The organism is Peribacillus sp. NPDC101480, from assembly GCF_050277335.1.
Classification (GTDB): Bacteria; Bacillota; Bacilli; order Bacillales; family DSM-1321; genus Peribacillus.
In genome coordinates this window covers 229,756-249,149 of record NZ_JBNNSB010000001.1, presented here as the reverse complement: position 1 = coordinate 249,149, position 19,394 = coordinate 229,756, and the positions used below count along the sequence as shown (strand labels likewise).

General features: G+C 39.5%; 18 protein-coding genes. 6 read left to right on the top strand and 12 right to left on the bottom strand.

Features of this window, described 5'->3' with window-relative positions; translation table 11 throughout:
- Window positions 1-217: 217 nt before the first annotated feature.
- The 4 genes from ACQKMF_RS01320 to helD all read right to left on the bottom strand — a co-directional run bounded on the left by ACQKMF_RS01320 (window position 218) and on the right by helD (window position 6,712).
- Complete coding sequence (locus ACQKMF_RS01320) at window positions 218-3,388, bottom strand: ATP-binding cassette domain-containing protein (protein ID WP_427571459.1); 3,171 nt, start codon at window positions 3,386-3,388, stop codon at window positions 218-220.
- 275 nt (window positions 3,389-3,663) lie between these two features.
- Entirely contained in the window at window positions 3,664-3,795 is a 132-nt protein-coding gene (sspL, locus tag ACQKMF_RS01315; RefSeq protein ID WP_061464729.1) for a small, acid-soluble spore protein L, read from the bottom strand.
- Between the two features lie 238 nt (window positions 3,796-4,033).
- Window positions 4,034-4,249, bottom strand: coding sequence for a hypothetical protein (locus ACQKMF_RS01310; RefSeq protein WP_402939620.1), 216 nt, complete (start codon window positions 4,247-4,249; stop codon window positions 4,034-4,036).
- A gap of 126 nt (window positions 4,250-4,375) precedes the next feature.
- Window positions 4,376-6,712, bottom strand: a complete 2,337-nt coding sequence (helD, locus tag ACQKMF_RS01305) for an RNA polymerase recycling motor HelD (RefSeq protein ID WP_427571457.1) — start codon at window positions 6,710-6,712, stop codon at window positions 4,376-4,378.
- 403 nt (window positions 6,713-7,115) lie between these two features.
- Here helD and ACQKMF_RS01300 point away from each other — a divergent pair, with 403 nt between their 5' ends.
- Window positions 7,116-7,373 (top strand): zinc ribbon domain-containing protein, encoded by a 258-nt coding sequence (locus ACQKMF_RS01300; RefSeq protein ID WP_230178137.1) that lies wholly within the window; start codon window positions 7,116-7,118, stop codon window positions 7,371-7,373.
- A 194-nt stretch (window positions 7,374-7,567) separates the two neighbouring features.
- Here ACQKMF_RS01300 and ACQKMF_RS01295 read toward each other — a convergent pair whose 3' ends face one another.
- Window positions 7,568-8,491, bottom strand: a complete 924-nt coding sequence (locus ACQKMF_RS01295) for a response regulator (protein WP_137018319.1) — start codon at window positions 8,489-8,491, stop codon at window positions 7,568-7,570.
- A complete protein-coding gene (locus ACQKMF_RS01290) occupies window positions 8,488-9,759 on the bottom strand; it encodes a sensor histidine kinase (protein ID WP_402939629.1) in 1,272 nt (423 codons plus the stop codon). Before ACQKMF_RS01290 ends, ACQKMF_RS01295 begins: the two co-directional genes overlap by 4 nt.
- Before the next feature lie 195 nt (window positions 9,760-9,954).
- On the opposite strand from ACQKMF_RS01290, the gene ACQKMF_RS01285 reads away from it, so the two are divergent.
- A complete protein-coding gene (locus tag ACQKMF_RS01285) occupies window positions 9,955-11,226 on the top strand; it encodes a cation:dicarboxylate symporter family transporter (RefSeq protein ID WP_230178133.1) in 1,272 nt (423 codons plus the stop codon).
- Between the two features lie 337 nt (window positions 11,227-11,563).
- Here the strand turns inward: ACQKMF_RS01285 and ACQKMF_RS01280 are convergent, their stop codons facing one another.
- Both ACQKMF_RS01280 and ACQKMF_RS01275 read right to left on the bottom strand, forming a co-directional pair.
- On the bottom strand, window positions 11,564-12,541 hold the full coding sequence (locus tag ACQKMF_RS01280) for a 2-hydroxyacid dehydrogenase (protein ID WP_427571453.1): 978 nt from the start codon (window positions 12,539-12,541) through the stop codon (window positions 11,564-11,566).
- A gap of 96 nt (window positions 12,542-12,637) precedes the next feature.
- On the bottom strand, window positions 12,638-13,951 hold the full coding sequence (locus ACQKMF_RS01275) for an Nramp family divalent metal transporter (protein WP_427571451.1): 1,314 nt from the start codon (window positions 13,949-13,951) through the stop codon (window positions 12,638-12,640).
- Window positions 13,952-14,382: 431 nt separating this feature from the next.
- Here ACQKMF_RS01275 and ACQKMF_RS01270 point away from each other — a divergent pair, with 431 nt between their 5' ends.
- Entirely contained in the window at window positions 14,383-14,685 is a 303-nt protein-coding gene (locus ACQKMF_RS01270) for a hypothetical protein (RefSeq protein ID WP_427571449.1), read from the top strand.
- A gap of 208 nt (window positions 14,686-14,893) precedes the next feature.
- Here ACQKMF_RS01270 and ACQKMF_RS01265 read toward each other — a convergent pair whose 3' ends face one another.
- From ACQKMF_RS01265 to ACQKMF_RS01250, 4 genes are all read right to left on the bottom strand, one after another.
- A complete protein-coding gene (locus ACQKMF_RS01265; RefSeq protein WP_101223275.1) occupies window positions 14,894-15,163 on the bottom strand; it encodes an excalibur calcium-binding domain-containing protein in 270 nt (89 codons plus the stop codon).
- 168 nt (window positions 15,164-15,331) lie between these two features.
- Complete coding sequence (locus ACQKMF_RS01260; RefSeq protein WP_427571447.1) at window positions 15,332-15,886, bottom strand: competence protein ComK; 555 nt, start codon at window positions 15,884-15,886, stop codon at window positions 15,332-15,334.
- A 482-nt stretch (window positions 15,887-16,368) separates the two neighbouring features.
- The gene (locus tag ACQKMF_RS01255; RefSeq protein ID WP_101223277.1) at window positions 16,369-16,686 is read right to left on the bottom strand and encodes a protealysin inhibitor emfourin; all 318 of its coding nucleotides are present in this window, start codon (window positions 16,684-16,686) and stop codon (window positions 16,369-16,371) included.
- A 32-nt stretch (window positions 16,687-16,718) separates the two neighbouring features.
- On the bottom strand, window positions 16,719-17,780 hold the full coding sequence (locus tag ACQKMF_RS01250) for a M4 family metallopeptidase (protein WP_427571444.1): 1,062 nt from the start codon (window positions 17,778-17,780) through the stop codon (window positions 16,719-16,721).
- A gap of 379 nt (window positions 17,781-18,159) precedes the next feature.
- Here ACQKMF_RS01250 and ACQKMF_RS01245 point away from each other — a divergent pair, with 379 nt between their 5' ends.
- The 3 genes from ACQKMF_RS01245 to ACQKMF_RS01235 all read left to right on the top strand — a co-directional run bounded on the left by ACQKMF_RS01245 (window position 18,160) and on the right by ACQKMF_RS01235 (window position 19,353).
- Window positions 18,160-18,627 carry a hypothetical protein gene (locus tag ACQKMF_RS01245; RefSeq protein WP_101223278.1) on the top strand — a complete coding sequence of 156 codons (468 nt, stop codon included), beginning with the start codon at window positions 18,160-18,162 and terminating at the stop codon, window positions 18,625-18,627.
- A 400-nt stretch (window positions 18,628-19,027) separates the two neighbouring features.
- Window positions 19,028-19,189 carry a hypothetical protein gene (locus ACQKMF_RS01240; RefSeq protein WP_427571442.1) on the top strand — a complete coding sequence of 54 codons (162 nt, stop codon included), beginning with the start codon at window positions 19,028-19,030 and terminating at the stop codon, window positions 19,187-19,189.
- Window positions 19,186-19,353: a hypothetical protein gene (locus tag ACQKMF_RS01235; RefSeq protein ID WP_170971670.1), complete on the top strand. Its 168-nt coding sequence runs from the start codon at window positions 19,186-19,188 to the stop codon at window positions 19,351-19,353. Before ACQKMF_RS01240 ends, ACQKMF_RS01235 begins: the two co-directional genes overlap by 4 nt.
- The last annotated feature ends 41 nt before the right edge of the window (window positions 19,354-19,394 follow it).

Sequence of the window (19,394 nt, the reverse complement as noted above, 5' to 3'; positions counted from 1 at the left end):
CTACACTGTCTTGGGTCATTGACGAAGTTTATCGACCTGAACTACACAATATTCGACGTTCACGCACAGTATTCGACCTAAACCACATAGTATTCGACCTACCCTGCACTATATTCGACCGCTTGCGAATTTTTTTCGACCTTCACCTCACTATTCGGACTCTTAGCCCCTTATGTCCGCAAAATAAAAGCCCGCCATTATCGGCGGACTTTTTACTTTATTTTTTCTGGTCAAGGCAGTGATAAACCGCCATCATGTCTCGTTTGTTCAATTCACGAATCCGGGCGAAAATGGGGATATCGGCAACGGCCTCGGTACGTTCACTTTCAGCCACGACATCCTTCACTTTCCCTGTCAGCCAGGTCTGCACGTCAATGTCTTCGACGATTTCTTTACGACCTTCATCATCGATGCCACTGGCATGACAGCTCACACAAGGGATTGTTAATTTATATACACCGTCATGGATGTTATCTTCTGAAATGACTTTCTTGCCATTACAGAATGGGCATTTATGACTTGCTTTAATTTTATTGATTTGGGTGACGATTTTTTTGTAGCCAAATGCTTCATAGACATAGGTTAGTTTTTTGTATTTGCCATTGGTGAAATATTTATCAATAATGGTTTCTCTAGTTTCATTAATATTGGCAAAGTCACAGATGGTGATCTGGTTTTTGCTGCTGATTGCTTCGATATTGCCTTTAATGCTGTCCCAGAATGGTTGGGTATTTTGTAAAACCACTTCATAGCCGACGAAGCTTGCTAGTTCGAGTTCGAGCATTTTCAACGCCGCTTTTGTTTCACGTGGAAGGAATGACACATCATCAGTGAGTGCGGTATCGCCGCCCACAATCGCTTTTAGTTTTTCCAGTTCCGGCAGCTTTCCTACAATTTTGATGACTTGATCAATTGGCTGTTGTATTATTTCGCGAATGTCCGTATCACCAAACATCAGCTTTTTATGATGTTTGAGAACCGTTCCATGACAGACTGGACAGTCGATCATCTCTTTTGTTTCTTTCATCTGCTCTTTAATGATTGATTTCGATACGAAGATATAGCGCCCAATGATGAAATTGAACCCTTCCCAAATTCGCGATGCCTTGCCTGCTTTATCGTAAAAGGACTTTTCCCAATACCCATATAAGAAGGTATGCTTTTCGGCATCTGTCATCTCATTATAGCTTTTACTAATGTCGTGACCGAGTTCATTCTTGATCTCATCAAACAGGAATTGCAGTTTTGAATGCTGATAATATTTTAATACTTCCATCACGTCTGGATGTAATAAACCATCCCAGAATGGCACGTTTTTGTCTTGTATGACTACATCGAAATCGAATTTTTCAATGACCCGGCGTCCCGAACAGCTTGGACAATGATTTTCTGCTGAATAGAAATCGAAGCTTCTTGTATCCTTATTGTTCGGATGTGCAGCCACTATATGGTTAATCATTCCGCCCAATTCATAAAGAAACGTATATTGGCTGTACAAGTGCCGTTCAAGATCAATGGCGATGACAGGTGCAATCGTGTCGGACTCATACTCCCCATAAATCACACGAGCGATTGGTGATAAGCTTTTTAAAATGCCGCCCTTATAGACGTTCTCTGCGTTTTTGAAATAGTCCAGATGATTTTCCTGTAAATAATTAATACCAGTTTTTGACCGGAGCGTCGAAGAGATATGCAACGACTCCACTCGATCGTCATTGCCTTTGTGACTGTAATAATCATCATGACTGACAACGTCAAGATGCTGGACAGGTGTTAGCTGTCTTTTGCCAAAATCCACTATATAATCCGAACTTTCCAGCATATAGGCATTATGTTCAATCATGATGATGGAGACGGATTCATCCTCCAGAATGACCCTGACACTATCAATGAATTGATTTAAAATATTTTGCGATAACCCTTTTGAAGGCTCGTCAAAAATGAAAAGCGTGTGCGGGTTTCTTGTCTTCGCAAACAGCTCGGAAACTAAGTGGACACATTGAAATTCACCCGTCGATAGTGTTTGTGTTTTTCTTTCTAACGTCAAATAACCAAGCCCAAGTTTGATCAATAAGCTCAAGCGTTTATGAGCGATGTCTTCTTTTGGCAATTCTTCAATGATATCTTCGATCGAACGCTGAAAAATATCATCAATTTCATCACTGTATTTGGTTAGCTTCTTTTTAATATCAAGAAACGTCGCAACGGTTGAACGACTTGTAATCGATTTGTTTCGATCCTGCCCGACCATGACCAGCTTATCCTTTGGATACCTCTTCTGAAAATCTTTGGAGATACATTCATTGACTAGTGTAGATTTACCGCAGCCTGACTCACCCGAAAAGGTAACGAGTCTATTCTTGGGAATCCGAATTTCTTCCATTTGAATATTACGGCAGTAAAGATCCTGAAATTGATAGTATTCCGTTGGTGCTGCTTCATTTCGTTCCCAGCTGATTGGTTTGGGCCGCGGTGATTCCTCAACGATTTTCCCGCCATATTTTCCGCTGCCGGGTCCAAAGAACAATTGGTCATCAGTGCTATCCAGCACCGTGTCTGAGTGATCAATGAGCCAAATTTGATTTTTATAACCTAATTGCTTAATCTGTTCCAAAATTTTCAAAAGGGTTTGATGATCAAGACCGACGGAGATTTCATCGATGATGATAACGGTATTTTCACTTGTTGCCATGAATTCGGCTAAATAAAGCCGGGTTAATTCTCCCCCAGACACTGTCCCCATAATACGATTCAAGCCTAAATAACCAATATTCATATTGATTATATTTTGGAGAATATGCTGTTTAGCTTCACTAATATGTAAGGTCTCTGAGAGTGAAAGGATCGTTTCGATGCTTAAGTTGTTAATATCGGAAATAGTATGCGGGCGATCTAATAATTCGATGGTATATTGCTCGACTTCTTGATTGTAGCGCTTCCCCTCACACTTTGGACATTCGATATTTTTCGTCGTACCGCGTCCTTTACAAGTGGGGCACCAGCCTAAGGCATTATTAAATGAAAAAACTTCCGGAGAAAGATTGAATTTTTCTGCAAGACAAACACGAATCTCTTTAAACACACCAGTATGTGTGCCAATGGTCGAACGGGGATTAGCTGAAATGGATGATTTGCCGAGAAAAAGGACCAGCGGCATTTCCTCCATCTTGATGGCACTGAAGTTGGTTTCCATAATATTAGGGAATAAATACTGATATTCAGACTTCGGCAATAAGGAAACGAGACGCTTCTTGGATTCTTCGCCAATGGTTTGACAAAAAGTCGTCTTCCCGGAACCTGATAAACCAGCAATTCCTAATGATTGGTCGTCTGGCAGTGATGAATCTAAATGGCTTATATTGTTAGCTATTAATCGATTTATTTTCATTTGTAACTCCTCTCATTTTTCAAGCTCAGTCTTTCATATTAGCATAGCGGTATATGTATTTGGTATTTTTTTAACGGTAACTACAGCCTTCTATTCTTTCACATTCCACTTCTTCAAAAACGTATGATTCATCGACAAAAAACAAGGAGTGATACGAAATAGGGTTGGATATTCAATCATCTGCAGATTGAGCCTTCTTTTAGATTATAAAAGCCCCTCTCCATTAAGAGAAGGGCATTCTTTATAAAGTATGACCATAATTTTGACCAATACGCTTATTTTGTATTGGACTTTTTTGCCTTGTTTTCAAGCTCGCTTTTTGGCTCTGTGGAGAATTCCACATCTTTTCCATGTCCCTGCGGGTTAACACTTGGTGCGATGCGACCTCTTCCTGTCTTTTTACTCATTTCCTTCACCTCCAAGTATATTATGTCCGACTGTTATAAATTAAAAACGAGGTGGTTTCTTTCTGTGAATGTCTTCCTGCAATCAGGAACTTATAAAAATTACCCCAATAAAAAACCTGCATAGAACTAAATTCTACACAGGTTTCAAAATCTGTTTTCCATATTTCTAATATGGAATTTGTATATCCATGAAATCCTATCATGTAATGTCCTTAAACACCTACAATGTGGGACGGAGCTACTTTAAATTACGAGTGTAATTAAATGTGTCTTTGTTTTGAGGAACATCTGGATCTTTTTTCCCGGCAGGCTGTACTGCTCTTCCTGTATTTCCGCTATAGCCTTCTTCCATGGGCCCTGGATAATGATAGTGACCATCATTAACTGATTGAGTTGTTGATTCACCAGTCGCCTGGCTTCCTCCCGTTTCCACCTGTTCTTTCTCGTTATTCAATTCATCTCCTCCTTTTCTAAAGATTCTTTTATAGTATTTGATAAAAGAATAATAAAATTAAAGGAGAAAAAAGGAAGCACCACTAATACTTAATCCATTCAGATAAACCTGAAAAGTTCCACTTTGTTATTCCAAAGTCAGAAGTAAGCTCTTCGTTGCATCGTGCAAGAAAGGACTTGGTTCGCCAACAGTATATATTTGTAAGTCATGCATTGCCCTGGTGCATGCGGTATAGAACAATCTACGCAGGCTCTCATCGCCATATGTTTGCACAGATGCATCATAAATGATGACAGCATCAAATTCGATACCCTTGGCCAAATAAGCCGGAATAACAACAACACCCTGTTCATATTCATTTGTGCCTTTCTGAACGAGTTTAATTTCACCGTGTACACTAAGGGCATCGTATGCAGCGGCACTTTCGGCAGCAGATTTACAGATTATTGCGATTGTATTGTACTCGCGGCTTTGAAAGTCTTTAACTTTAGACAGAATTTTACGGTGCAATTCATCACGGCTGGACACTTGAGTCAGCACAGGCTTCTCGCCTTCACGTTCGAATGCCTTAATTCGATGGCCTTCAGGAACTAGTTCACGTGTGAATTCTATAATCTGCTTTGTGGATCTGTAGCTTTGATCCAAGGTTATACTCTCGGTTTCATCTATCCCGTATAAACTGGTAAGAGTCTGGAAATCCACCCGTTCGCTGGCATGAGCAAATATTGCTTGGTTAAAGTCACCGAGCACGGTCATCCTTGCTGAAGGAAACAACCGTTTCAAAAACTCGAATTGAAACGGGGAATAATCTTGTGCTTCGTCGACAAGCACGTATTTTATAGCGGTATTCGTCTGAAATCCTTGTATTAACTCCTTCAGCAGCAAAAACGGAGTCGCGTCTTCGTAATACAGTTTACCTTCGTCCAGCATTTTATGCGTTGATAAGCAAATTTCCTTTTCTGCAGGTGTTTCACCTTCATTCCACAGTTCGATCATTATTTGTTCGTCAAAAAGTTGCTTGTATATTCCCTTAATATTGATAAAATGAAGTGCTTTTATCCGTTTGCGCAACGTCTTCAATTTCTTTCGAACAATCATTCGCGCAAGCATTTTATTTTCTATCTCATAATCGTCAAAGGAATCTTCATTAAGGCCGCGTTTTTTCTCTAAGTAGGTGTATACCTTTTGATAGTCCTCTTTGCTAAGATACTCGATTTCCTCCTGGACCCATGGTTTTTCCAACTCGGACTTTTCCGTTTCATCAAGCATCTCACATAACCACTCTTTCAACTTTTCAATCCTATTGTGAAACCTTAGTGTGGTGTCTGTGTTATAAAATCTATCTGAGATTTGTTTGGCCGAGACGAGCGTTTCCCCTCGGAACTTTACCCCTCTAAAGATCATTCCAGATTGCTCCAATGATTGTCTGTATGTTTTGATGATTTCAAAGAAGCGAATCGATGCCTTAAATTGGATACTCGCTGTCCTAGTGCTATAGGAAGGATCATCCGCTGCAGTCAACAAAAATTCTAATTGCTCATAAGGATCCTCAACTTGAAACGAGTCAGTCAGACGATGATCCAGGTATTCCTGGAATGTTACCTGCTGCATATTCTCTTCGCCAAGTTCGGGCAACACATTGGATACGTAGTTATTAAACATTGAGTTAGGAGAGAATAGAATGATTTGATCCGCTTTCAGCCTTTCTCGATTCTTGTAGAGCAGGTAAGCGATCCGTTGAAGGGCAGCTGATGTCTTGCCGCTGCCAGCTGCACCTTGAACAATGAGCAGACGTCCGCGATCGTTCCGGATGATCCTATTTTGCTCCCGTTGAATGGTGGCAACAATACTGTGCATATGCTTATCCGTTCCCTTGCCAAGCACCTGCTGCAGTATCTCATCTCCAATGGTGAGACTCGTATCGAACATTGATTCGATAACGCCTCCCTTGATCATGTATTGCCACTTGTTCTCCAGCATCCCCCGAATTATGCCACCGGGAGTGGAGTATTCTACGGGACCAGGAGGATAGTCATAATAAACACTCGAAATCGGAGCCCTCCAATCGTAGATAATGAAGTTTTCTCCTGTTGTATCAGTAAGAGTGGAGGTCCCAATATAAATTTGTTCCGTAAGGGATGACCCTTCTTCAGTGACATCGATCCGACCGAAATAAGGCACTTCCTGCATGCGGCGCAGTGTTGACAACCTCTTGAAGGAATATCTATGTGCGCCTTCGCTTTGTGACAAGTCTTGAGCCTGCTGCCTTAAGCCAATGATCGTCTCGAGGTAATCATCGAAAGTATCGATATTAACCTTGAGGTCATCCCAGAAATGTTTACGGATATTAACAACTTCTTTTCTGCGCTGTGAAGTCTCTCCTTCTATTTTGCTGATTTGTTTCGTGATTGTTTCTATCACCTCATCCAAACGTTCTTGCTCCTGCCGAATTTCATTGGTCATAACAGACACTCCTTTAAAAAATGAGAAATTAGGGGTTGACTAGAGGTGAGTTTTACCTTATACTTATAGTAAGGGGTAAACTGTTTTCGTATATAATTAAATGTGTTTCTATACTAATTTATCATAACTACTGAATTATATCAATGTATATTTCATAACAGTTGCCATAATGAATCGTCATTTTAAACTCTAATTTAACATTTAAAGTCAATAACCATTTGAGCAAGTAGCTTGACTGGTTATTTTTTTATGACTATTTTCACCTCGAAAGCCTAGTCCTGTTTTTGCTGCAACACTCACATTAACGGTTGATTCGTTGTAACGATGACATGTGATATTGTCTTGACTTAATATTGTTTGTTAGATAATGTTTAGAATAAAACTTTTTGCAGGAGAATTTATAATGAAAAAATATAAAGCATGTCAAAGTTGTGGAATGCCGCTATCTAAGGATGAATTAGGTGGAGGAACTGAAAAAGACGGTAGTAAAAGTACTAAATATTGCAGTCATTGTTATATAAATGGTGACTTCACTCAAAATATTACTGCGATAGAAATGCAAAAATTTGTTCAAAATCATATGATGGAAAATATGAAAATGCCTAAATTTATTGCTAAGTTTTTCACTAGAGGCATCCCAAAGTTAGAGCGATGGAATTAATCAACTATTAGAAAACGAATGAACTTTTTTATCTTTTTTCTGTAGATTTGAAAGAAAGTCGTACTGTTTATAAAAATGCGAAGAAACAAAAAGACAAATCCATATAAACGGATTTGTCTTTTTGTTTCTTCAATTGAATAATACGAAAATGTTTTTGTGAATTTTCGATCTATTCAACTTGTGTTTCCGGTTTATTATTTCATCATCTGTCTTGCTTCCATAAACAGCACTTGGATAAACTTTTTCATGTTATTACGGCTCTGGCTGCTTACTTTTTTGCTTTTGTCTTCTAGCTCCAGCATTTTTTTGCGGACTTCCGAGAAATCAAAAAATGTGGATGAATAGGCTTCGAATTTTGGATTCATATAATCCGTCAATCCTAATGAAGCGATATGGATGAGGGCCTGATTAAGAGCACGGCGGACACGCTGCTCAGAGGCTTTCATTTCTTTCTGGATTTCGGCCTCTTTCGCTTGATCTCCCAGCTTTTCAGCAGCAATCCCAGCAAAAATTTCCTTTAAATATGGAAACGTATAGGCTGGACCGAGCCTTTGCTTTTCATTTTGGAGGAACCCTAAAATGTTTAGTAAATCCTCGCTTCCCCCTTCGCCAATCATACCTAAATCAGAAATTAAGGAACGTCCGGCTTCCATGATATTTTTTGTATGAAAGGAGGACACTTTTTTCGAAGACTTCGGGCGTCCCGTAAACACGTTCAACGATTTTTGAATGCCCTGGATCGATTGATCCACCAGTATTCGCTCGTTCACTTTGTTTAATATGCATGAAATTTCAACTTGGTTCAGCGGTTTTGTAATGTAGTATTCCGCCCCTAATCTATATGCCTCTCCAATCAGTTCCTTCGATTCCACTTGCGAAATCATCACGAACTTTCCTTGAAATCCATCAGCAAGAGCCCTGATCGTTTCAATTCCGTCCCTTATTGGCATGAGCAAATCAATTAAGACAACGTCTGCTTTCTTTAAAAACAGCAAGCCATTATTCACTATCGATCCGTCTTCCGCTTCTCCCACCACTTTGCCTAAATCTTCATCTTCAATCATCTCTGTCAGCATTCCTCGAATGGCAGGATCGTCATCTATAATGAAATAATTCATCTCGTTAACCCTTTCTCCATAATCGCATCAATCGGAAGTCCAACGATGAATACGGTTTCTTTATAGTTATCCATTAGCCTGATATGTCCTCCAAATTTTTCAACAGTTTGTTTCACATACGATAAACCGATTCCCGTCGAAGGGTTTCCCGCCGCATCGAATTTCTTTGTATATCCTGCTGTAAAAATGACTTCCTTCTGCTTCGGTGCAATGCCGGGGCCATTGTCACTGATGTAAAACTCCACGAATTGATCTTTCCTTTTCACATGCAGAGATACGTATCCCTCTTCTTTAATGGCTTCCACTGCATTGGCCAATAAATTATTTATTAATGATAATACCATATATACATGGTAGGGCGGATGGTCACCATCTATATGCAAGGAAAATGAAATATCTTTGCGAAGGGACTCTGCATATCGTCTATTGGACACGATCATGATGTTACCAAGCTCTTCGATATTCATATATTCCTGCAGGTTTTCGGAAGACATGAGTTCCGACAGCCCCGCATAAATCCGCTGGTTATCTTTTTTGATCTCATGCACGAGACCTGCAATCTGCAACGCAGTTTGCGGATCGCTTCCATTATTACCCTCTGATTTTAACCGACGGTAAAAGTCATAACAAGTGCGGGTGATTTCTTCCGCATTTTGCATCGTTTTCTTCAGTTGAACCGATTCTTCATACAAACTTGAAATGAAAAGCAGCATTTGTTCCTTTTGCATGCGCTGTTCCGCTTCTGCTAACTTTGCTTCTCTCAGCTTTAATATATTAAAAAAGCCGAGGACGAAAAAGCTTCGAATAAAGGCGATTAAAACGAGTTGGTCAATGGCTAGCAAGGGTGTGTCCTGATTCGCCAAGAAGGAACGGATCGCCATTTCCGATACACTTGCAAAAAGCTCGATCAATACCCCTAAAAGCCCGACCATTAAAGGCTGATCGTGGCGTTCGTTCAATTTAGTCTTATGAAATGCGAACGCGTAGATGAAATAATAGAAAAAGGCGGGAAAATGAAGATACATCGCTTCCTCAACAGATATGTCCCGTATTCCGACAGCCATTGAAAAACGAAAAACAAACACACTCATCCCCGTTAAAATACCTGCAATAATCGGGTGGATCCCCCTCCCCCATAGCAAAAACAAGAAAAAGACGGGAGTTCCCAAACTGACTCTGAAAGTACCGTCGAATGGATAAAACTTGAATTCACCCGCAAGAGGCACCGCAATCATAATCAATAATAATATCCTTATACTCTTTTTCAACACGGTCCCTCCCCAGTCACTTTATAAAAACATAACACATGAAATGATTAAAAAGAGAGAGGGCTTTTAACTGAAATTTTTATTTTTTCTATCACTTGTAAATATCAGTAGGTTTCAGTAGGTTCCGGTAGGATGATCATAAACTTAAAATAATCTAAAAATTGAAAGCGTTAACAAAATAAAAGGGGGATTTAAATGAAAAAGTTTGGCTTAGCTACTCAAATTTTCATTGCACTTGTACTAGGTATCGTTGTCGGTGCTTTATTCCATGGTAATGAAGCAGCCATGGCCATTATGGTACCTATCGGCGATATTTTCATTCATTTAATTAAAATGATTGTCATCCCGATCGTCATGGCTGCATTAGTGGTCTCAATAGCGGGAGTCGGCGATATTAAAAAACTAGGGAAATTAGGCGGGAAGACCCTTCTTTATTTCGAGATTGTCACTACAATTGCCATTGTTCTTGGATTACTGGCGGCAAACTTGTTCCATCCGGGGGCTGGCTTAGATACAAGCAGTCTTGAAAAAAGTGATATTTCAAAATATGAAGAAACAACAAAGACGGCTGGAAGCAGTGGCTTTGGTGAAACAATTTCTCATATTGTTCCTCAAAATGTATTTGAATCAATGGCTCAAGCGGATTTATTACCGATTATCTTCTTTTCTGTTTTATTCGGCTTAGGTGTGGCTGCGATAGGCGAAAAAGGAAAGCCTATTCTTGGATTCTTTGAAGGTGTGTTGGAAGTTATGTTTTGGGTGACGAATCTAGTCATGAAATTTGCCCCTTTTGGTGTGTTTGCACTCATTGGTGTAACCGTTGCAAAATTTGGTATCGCAACATTAATTCCTTTAGGGAACCTGGTAGTTGCTGTTTATGTGACGATGGTATTCTTCGTGTTCGTCATTCTTGGAATTATAGCGAAAATGTCTGGGACAAGCATTTTTGTTATCCTGAAAGTGTTAAAGGATGAACTGATTTTGGCCTTTACAACAGCAAGTTCAGAGTCGGTATTACCAAGGCTTATGGATAAAATGGAGAAGTTTGGCTGCCCGAAATCCATTACTTCTTTTGTTATTCCAACAGGCTATACGTTTAATCTAGATGGCTCATCGATTTACCAAGCACTTGCTTCACTTTTCGTAGCACAAATGTATGGTATTGATCTATCCATTACACAACAGATTACTTTGTTACTAGTATTGATGTTAACGTCAAAAGGAATGGCTGGCGTTCCGGGGGCGTCATTTGTTGTTGTTTTAACAACTCTTGGTTCGATGGGACTGCCGGTGGAAGGTGTTGCGTTCATTGCCGGTATCGATCGAATTTTGGATATGGGAAGATCAGCGGTTAATGTCGTGGGGAACTCATTGGCGGCGATTGTCATGTCGAAGTGGGAAGGAGAATTTGACCAGAAGAAAGCAAACCATTACGTTGATTCCATTAAACAATCAGACGTAGCATAAACTATATCCATATAAATCATACCGTACGTATTGAGAAAGATATAACAAGTACCAGTGCATGCATAGTAAGGTATCCAAACATTGCATGCAGTTGAAAACCTTCCGATTACAAGTTATCCTTACGAGATGACAAACCCAGGTTTTTCAGGGCTGAGCCGTAATTAAGATTGATTGATGGAATGGCTGAAGTAATTGAATTACATATAAAAGCCCTCCTTTATAGAGAGGGCTTTTTTGTTTTGCAGAATAAGTAAAAATATTGAATAATGCGAGATCAAAAAAATGGATAGCCCCAAATAAGGCTATCCAGCTTAATTTATAAATGCTGTCTAAAAAATCACTTTACCTTTACCCCAGCTTTGATTAAGGTAGGCGGAGTTTCTCCCTGTAATCCTGCTACAAGGTTGGTTGCTGCCAGCATAGCCATTTTCTTGCGGGTTTCATATGTTGCGGAACCGATATGAGGCAAAGTGACGACATTCTTCATGGAAAGCAGAGGATTGTCCTCCTTGACGGGCTCCTGTACAAAGACATCCAGTCCTGCCGCATAAATTTCACCAGTCTTAAGCGCAGTGATCAAGGCTTCTTCATCCACCGTTTTCCCTCTTGAACAATTGATGAAGATAGCGGACTCTTTCATGAGCTTGAATTCTTTTTCTCCCATCATTTTTTCAGTTTGGGGAGTTAGCGGTGTCATCAAGCAGACAAAATCAGATTGCTTTAACAGATCTTCCAGAGAACAGTATGTAGCTCCATACTTTTGTTCCGCTTCTTCATTTCTGGATCTGTTGTGATATAAGATGTTCATATCGAATCCAAAACGAGCCCTTTTCGAAACGGCAGAGCCTATTCCGCCCATGCCGATTATGCCTAATACTTTATGATGCACGTCCAACCCAAACGATTTTTCTCCGATGTTCGATGTCCATTGCCCTGACTTTACCATTTGATCCAACTCTGGCATTCTTCTTGCTGTGGACAGCATCAAGCCCATGATCGTATCTGCGACTGTCTCATTCAATACTTCGGGAGTGTTCGTAGCCATGATTCCGCGATTGAACAGCTCGGTTACATCCAAATTGTCGTATCCAACCGATGAATTACAGACGATTTTTAATTGCGGTGCTTGATCCAGTAAAGCTTTATCCACCTTTAATCCTGACCCTAATATACCTTGTGCGTGCTTCAGCTCTTGTAGGAATTCAGAGTGATTTCGTGAGTCAAGGCCTTCAAAATAAACAACATCACAAGTCTCTCGAATATATTGCAGCACTTCCTGATCCACTTTCTTATAAACAATTACTTTCGGTTTCATCACTGATACCTCACTTCCAATAAAGTAGGACCCCGTCGGGATCAAAAGTCGACATAACCTTTATGTTTTACGCCTCTATCTATAATCTACCATTATTTAAAAAAAGGTTGTAGCTAATTGAATGGCGGACCAAACCGCTAAAACGGATGCTAAGGATAGAATAATATTTTCAAACCAATTGTTTTTATATTTTCCCATCAAGCTTTTTTTATTTGATAGCACCAGCATGCCAATTGCGATTACCGGAAAACCGATTATGTTTATTGCATTAACTCCAATTGTCAATGCAATGAAACCAGGCATGCCGGGAATGGACCAAATGATTGGGGTGACCAATACAAAAATCATAACCCATTTATACATTGGATCTTTTTCATATTTACCATTGTACTTTTCACGACGATCCTTATTTATTACGTAAAAGGCATCTACAATCAATCTTGGAAAACCAGTTGACTTGCCTACTACACTCGCGAATAATACCCCAAAAACACCGAGATAGAAAATGTACCAGCCAAATTTTCCTAACGACATTTGTAACGCCATTGCCAAGTCATCAATCGTTTCCACATGAATTCCATTCGGTTTTAAAATTTCTGCCCCAACAACCCAAATGGCCAAGTTGATTACAATGCAAACTCCTATGGCAAACAGCAAATCATTTCTTTGAACCTTTAGATGACTCGGTTTCGTCCAGCCCTTTTCCCTCATGAAATATGGATGAACAAAGTTCGAAATCGATCCTGCCACTGCACCGATAATTGAAACTGCTACCAATAATGCTCCATGAACGCCAGTATCACTTGGAATGCTAAACCCAACTGTTCCTTTAATGATTTGCCCCACATCCGGTGTAGCCTGAATGGCGAGGAACAAGAAAGCAATCGTCAATAATGCCAAAAGCACTTTCATTACACTTTCGATTCTATTATAAATATTCCTGCCAATAAGCATAAAAACTAATCCTACAACTACCATTGAAGCTAAGAATGGCTGATTAACTTGGAATAGGGTCGATAATACCTCTCCCGCTCCCTTAATCATATAGGCATTAAAAAGATGACCCATGATTAATGCATAACCAAACATAAAGTAACCGAAAAATGGGTGGATACGTCCATATCCTTCAAGTATGGTTAACCCCTCTGTGTTACAAAGCTGGAACCGGGCAATAACATTAACGATTAGAAAACGAAGGATTAATGACAGTGCTAAAATCCACATTAAACTATATCCATAATCTGCCCCGGCAACAGAAGAAGTCACCAGATCCCCGGCTCCAAGCCACGTCAACACGGCAAGGATCCCCGGACCATAGGATGTTTTAAACTTCGTGATGAAATTTGGTTTCTTACTTACGACCTCAGGAACAATCACAGTGGATTCAGCAAGATTTGATTGATTTTTCATGTTATTCACTCCATCCCAAAGAGTATGTATTCGCTTTCATTTTTTTCTAAAGCATTAATACTTTGATAACTCTGGACAAACAGTTATTGAAATTATGACAGAGCTTTATGTCATTTCTGAAACTGACATAAAGTTTACGATGCTGTTTATGTTGTCATGCTTCATGTTGAAGTGAATCAAAAATGTTAAAAAAGCTCCCCTTCCATTTAATTGAATGTTTTGACTATTTACATTGAAATTGTAAGACAAATTAAAATGTAAGTCAATCATAATATTTAGAAGTTTTTTTTGACCTTTCGTACTTGTTGATAAATTCAAGTTGTTGCTGATTAGAAAATTCAGGATTGTTGTTACTATATAAAAAAGGATAAGTACAGCGTGCGAATAGATTAATGCTATCAGCGGATAATATAAGCGAAGGAGTGAAATATATGCCACAAGATACTAACAATGATCCATTTAATAATGTAGATAGAGACCCAACTAATAATCCCACTACTAATAATGATGACAACGATACCATTGACAGACCCGTAATGATTAATGATAGTTTGAACCCCGGATTTCAAAGAGAAGAACGTCCTATGCCTAATGGTAATATCCCAACAATAGAGGGAGTTGCAAACATTAAAGAACGTTTTCCTTCGGACCATGAAAGACTTATGAGCAGAATCAATCTTGGGGATGCACTTATAAATCGGGAAAATACACATTTTGGACGGTTTGAAAGATAACCCACGAGAAAAAAGCTAAAGACCTGTATAGGCTTTAGCTTCCGTTTTTTTAGTTTTGTACAAAAATGAACCTTCCTCTCCAGGCACTCGCTTTCCGAAGGAGTCTCTCACCTTCCGTTCCAATCAACTTTGTTTAATAATTCAGATGGAACACCTTTTATCTACAAATTAAAGAGACCTTCCTATAAAAGGTCCCTCAGAATAATTCTTATTTTTCACAAGCGATCAAATCTTTGTCACGATCGCTTTTTTTATTGGCATCATATAGCGCCTTTGAAACGTGAGGTTTGTATTTCGTTTTTCCTCCTTTATTTTTAACGGAAGATGTACGAGCCACGCCTCCTTTGTAGTCTTTATTCAATGCTGTACAGTTTTTATACGTCTTCACCTTTGTTTTGGCACTGGCAACATCATTCGCGCCAAACGAGAGACCCAATACTAGACCAAAAGATAGTAAAATAGCAAATAATCTTTTCAAAATACTTACTACCTTTCCTAAATATTAACTATTTACTAATCATAATGTATCATTTCTTTTTTTACAATAACTATATTTCTATAGTTAGAGTTTACTTGAATAAAACCCGCTCTCACTTTATCTAATCCTAAAAAAGACCGCCAATTCGGCGGTTTTCATCTCATCTTATTATTCCTTCCCTTTCACCCTGTAATGGGCCTCCCCGGGTTCTTTGCAAAAGGTGATTCCGCTTCCCGGTTCGTAATAAAAGGTCTTTTTTCCCAATGAACGTTCATGGAAGGTAGTATGCAGATAGGACGCTTGGTCCCTTTTGAAGGCGAGCTGATTTTTGCTTAATGATACAGGAAGGCAATGTCCATAGCTTGTGTGGACCAGCGTTTCTTTTTCGTTCATTTCCTCCAAGTCACGAATGTGGATGTAGGAAAACCAGATTCCTCCTCTTTTCCGGAATGAGCGGGAGGAGAACCAGACCATTCCCTGCTGGGCGTTTATGCAGACTGGCAGCCTATATTTTCCGCCAAGCACGGATTTGGCTGCTGCTAGTCCGCCATCCAGATTCAACCCAAAGTAGTTTAACGTGTTATTCAGGATTTCCTGGCGCGATTGGGCAACATGGAATGTGTTCTCTCCCTCCACTACCGTGGACATCTCCACACCATTGGAATCGTAACGCTCCATCAATCCCACCGTTTCCTTATTCAATAAATAGTTTTTTCGTATCATCCTTCCATTCACTCCCCATTTCCCTATTCATATTTTTTGGAGTATACTGGATATAGAGGCAGGTATACTCCTGCTCGCAAGCCCTTAGGTGATGTCTTCCAGGACGTACTCACCTAGGGGTTTTTTGATTTCCGTCTATCGTCACTTTCATTTCTTGATATGTCATTCACCTCCATGCGACTATTATCCTATTTTATGATTTTTTTGTAAAATCCAGCTAATTTCACCTCTTTCAAAATTGATTCCCTTTTTTGAATGTATCGCCTGTTTGATTGGCTGACTCTTTACAAAATCCCATTAAAGGTCTATACTTTCGAATTTCCTTTTAAAATCTGCTGTTCTAAATTGCTATTTTCTTGTTAATATGTGTCCATTTAGCGAACAAACAGCCAAAATTCATATAAAAGTGAAATGAAATGACATTTTTGTGAAATTTTAAGAACACAAAAAAAGTCTATCGTGATGATAGACTTTTTTCTTGGTTATTCTGCCATCTTTATTTCAATTGCTAAATTCCGTAGATAATCCAATAAGGGTCTTACTTCCTCTGGAGCTGTTATGTCAGTGAATGAGTAAGACTGCTTCTTCTTTTCATCGGCTATATCCAGCTGGTATGAAAATGCGTCGAACCCTTGCGCTTTAGCTCCTGACATTATACTTTGGCTAGCATTAGGTAAGTCAGCTGTCTTCATTAAGTTCTGCAATTCCTCATTTTTCTCTTTCGGCAATTTCTCTGTATCGATCTGAAAATTCAAGTCGAGGTTGGCAAATCCCCCTATGCAGCTAAATTTGATATGCATGGTAGATGGAGCCTCCTATTCATGGAATATGACTACTCAGGCAGTCCAACCGCTTTAAAAGCATTTTCAATTGTCTTGATGGCTGTTTTCGTAACTTCTCCGCTATCAACAAGTTTTTGCGCTGCCTTGATGACAATTTGCACGAATTGATTGAAATTCGCCGTCGCAAATAAATTCTGCATCGCATTGAACCAGATCAATGCCGCTTTGTCTGTTCCGATTTCCATCGATACTAGATAAAAGGCCTTGTTTGGTATGCCGCTATTGATATGGACACCATGATTATCGCGTTCTCCTTTATAGAAGTTCTTCATATGATCAGGCTGAATATCTTTACCCATTAACTTATTGTCAAATGCCGTACCTGGCGCTTTCATCGAACGGAGGGCCTGCCCTTTCAGTGTTGGTCCCATTATATCAGCTCCGATTAGCCAATCGGCATCACCTGCTGTTTGCTTTAAATGAAATTGTTTTATGGCAACTCCAAACACATCTGAAAGATGTTCGTTCAATGCCCCGGACTGGCCTTCATACTCCAATCCACTTGTGAACTGCGTAACCCCATGTGTCAGTTCATGTCCAATTACATCGAGTGAATTGGCAAAATTGCTAAAAATGACCCCATCGCCATCACCAAATACCATTTCATCTCCGTCCCAATAAGCATTCGTGAATTTATTCCCATAATGAACGTTCAGAATGAGATCAAGGCCTTGGTTATCAATTGAATTACGGTGTAAGACATCCCTGAAATAATCACGCACAACTCCGCTATAATCATATGCAGCGTTAACAACAGGATCTGCACTTGATCGATCTCCTTCTTTTCTTGCCTCATTCTCCCGGAGTTTCGTCCCCCCCCTGCAATCATAAACATGGCGGGCAGATTCACCTTGACGACCAGATCCTGCATCCGTTAAAGCGACAACACCGTCAATATCGTATTCTTTCATAATTCTGCGCCTGCGCACTTGACGGCTTTTCGCTAAACTGATCCGTGCTTCTTCCACTTCATTTTGTGCCAAATTCTCAAGAATATAGTTTGGTACGATGAAACAATGACACTTCAATTTAGAACAATCTCTTTTGTGCATATCCGTCACTCCTTCATGTTTTTTACGATCTATTACGATTTCTTTTTTCAAGAGTGCTGCTTTCTTAATGCTTTTGGCTTCAACAACGGTTCATTAGCAGTTTAAATCCGTTTACATGGTTACCTTGATGCTCTTCCTATTTTCAACACATTTCTATAGATTACTTTCGCCGTAAATACCTCATTTCCCTCCATTCCTTCCTCTGACCCGTTCATTCCTTTTTTCCAGCAGTACTGTTAACTCATCAGGAATGCAACTTCAGGCAGGGGATGCAGTACTTCCCCTTTGTTTATTTAATTATTCTGCTCGTGCTGCATATACTGCTTTAAACAAGGAATCTTCCTCAGAACATAAACAACCTTCAAGGGAGTGCATAGCATTGGTAACTTCACAGGGAACTGCTTCAATTAGCTTTCCATTCCCATCTGTTTGGGGTATCCACTCTTCAATAGCTGGCAGGACGATTATTTGGGGCACACTCATCATTGACTCTATTACAAATAATAGGGTGGTTGGTACGGTTAATTTTCGTGGCAGACCCATTCCGATTAATGGATTATGGAATGAAAGCACCAAACAAATCGCATTTGATTCACCCTATGCCACATTCTCTGGCAACTTGACCATAATGGATGATTTCCAGATTAGGATTCGACATTTCATTCTTCAAGGACGTTTTCTTATGAAGCCTCCCTCTCTGCAAGCAGGTGAGTCTGGATCATGGATTGCCACTACTGATATAGCTCTGAATGAATATCCTGTTAGCGGTAATGCCTATTCCGGGCAATTACCTCCTGTTGGAGCTTTTTTAACATCGAATATCCTTCATCAGCATCAGAATTTTTGAGGAAGAACAGTATAGGGTAATCCATTCTGTGTAGAAATGGTGTTTCACATTAGGAATCGTCTCTGTATTTCATAGGGACGATTCTTTTACTTAGAGGAAATTAACAAAAGTCATATTGAACTGAAAGGTTGGCTGAGAATTTAAGGTTACATTGATTTAGGTTCGCAACAAGTTGCTCCCTGGCGTTCAGCTGATCGCAATGCTTCCCCTATTGGGTACCGTTTTGCCTATCTCACTAAGTAGATATTTATAAGAGATAGTTATTTGGGTAGATAAATTATGAATCCATTAACTTAAAATGAGTACAGATGGAATATAGATTGACAGCATTTTCTCAGTACTTCATACTATTGTATTAATAGAAGTGACTGAATATTTGGTTAATTAGGAGGATGAATCAATGAAACCAGCAAAAATGACAATGGATTTACAATTATTAGCAGATGTTCTCAGGGAAAATAATTGTACAAGTTTTATAAACGCAACAGCAGAAAAGGATTTCCAAGTGGCCCAAATTCCTGATGTATTAATATTTGAGGGTAAATGGGAGGGTGGCATATGACTAAGCTCAGAATCCTTTTAACCATTCCTATATTGCTATATGGAATCTACGTATTTGTTGCCATTCAAAACGATAAGGATATTCCACTTTATTTGCATCTTCTATTCGCACTCTACTTAATGTTGTTTGTACATTATGAAGAAAAAACGGAGGTGAAACCCTGACAGACTTTTAGTTTAATATACAAAGCCTAAAAAAGCCTCAA

What these genes read in the sequence shown, in the direction of transcription:
- helD (WP_427571457.1), bottom strand. Translation starts at nt 6,712, where the DNA reads ATGACCAATGAAATTCGGCAGGAGCAAGAACGTTTGGATGAGGTGATA.
- ACQKMF_RS01320 (WP_427571459.1), bottom strand. Translation starts at nt 3,388, where the DNA reads ATGAAAATAAATCGATTAATAGCTAACAATATAAGCCATTTAGATTCA.
- ACQKMF_RS01280 (WP_427571453.1), bottom strand. Translation starts at nt 12,541, where the DNA reads ATGAAACCGAAAGTAATTGTTTATAAGAAAGTGGATCAGGAAGTGCTG.
- sspL (WP_061464729.1), bottom strand. Translation starts at nt 3,795, where the DNA reads ATGAGTAAAAAGACAGGAAGAGGTCGCATCGCACCAAGTGTTAACCCG.
- ACQKMF_RS01240 (WP_427571442.1), top strand. Translation starts at nt 19,028, where the DNA reads ATGAAACCAGCAAAAATGACAATGGATTTACAATTATTAGCAGATGTT.
- ACQKMF_RS01255 (WP_101223277.1), bottom strand. Translation starts at nt 16,686, where the DNA reads ATGCATATCAAATTTAGCTGCATAGGGGGATTTGCCAACCTCGACTTG.
- ACQKMF_RS01260 (WP_427571447.1), bottom strand. Translation starts at nt 15,886, where the DNA reads ATGATACGAAAAAACTATTTATTGAATAAGGAAACGGTGGGATTGATG.
- ACQKMF_RS01300 (WP_230178137.1), top strand. Translation starts at nt 7,116, where the DNA reads ATGAAAAAATATAAAGCATGTCAAAGTTGTGGAATGCCGCTATCTAAG.
- ACQKMF_RS01235 (WP_170971670.1), top strand. Translation starts at nt 19,186, where the DNA reads ATGACTAAGCTCAGAATCCTTTTAACCATTCCTATATTGCTATATGGA.
- ACQKMF_RS01275 (WP_427571451.1), bottom strand. Translation starts at nt 13,951, where the DNA reads ATGAAAAATCAATCAAATCTTGCTGAATCCACTGTGATTGTTCCTGAG.
- ACQKMF_RS01295 (WP_137018319.1), bottom strand. Translation starts at nt 8,491, where the DNA reads ATGAATTATTTCATTATAGATGACGATCCTGCCATTCGAGGAATGCTG.
- ACQKMF_RS01250 (WP_427571444.1), bottom strand. Translation starts at nt 17,780, where the DNA reads ATGCACAAAAGAGATTGTTCTAAATTGAAGTGTCATTGTTTCATCGTA.
- ACQKMF_RS01270 (WP_427571449.1), top strand. Translation starts at nt 14,383, where the DNA reads ATGCCACAAGATACTAACAATGATCCATTTAATAATGTAGATAGAGAC.
- ACQKMF_RS01285 (WP_230178133.1), top strand. Translation starts at nt 9,955, where the DNA reads ATGAAAAAGTTTGGCTTAGCTACTCAAATTTTCATTGCACTTGTACTA.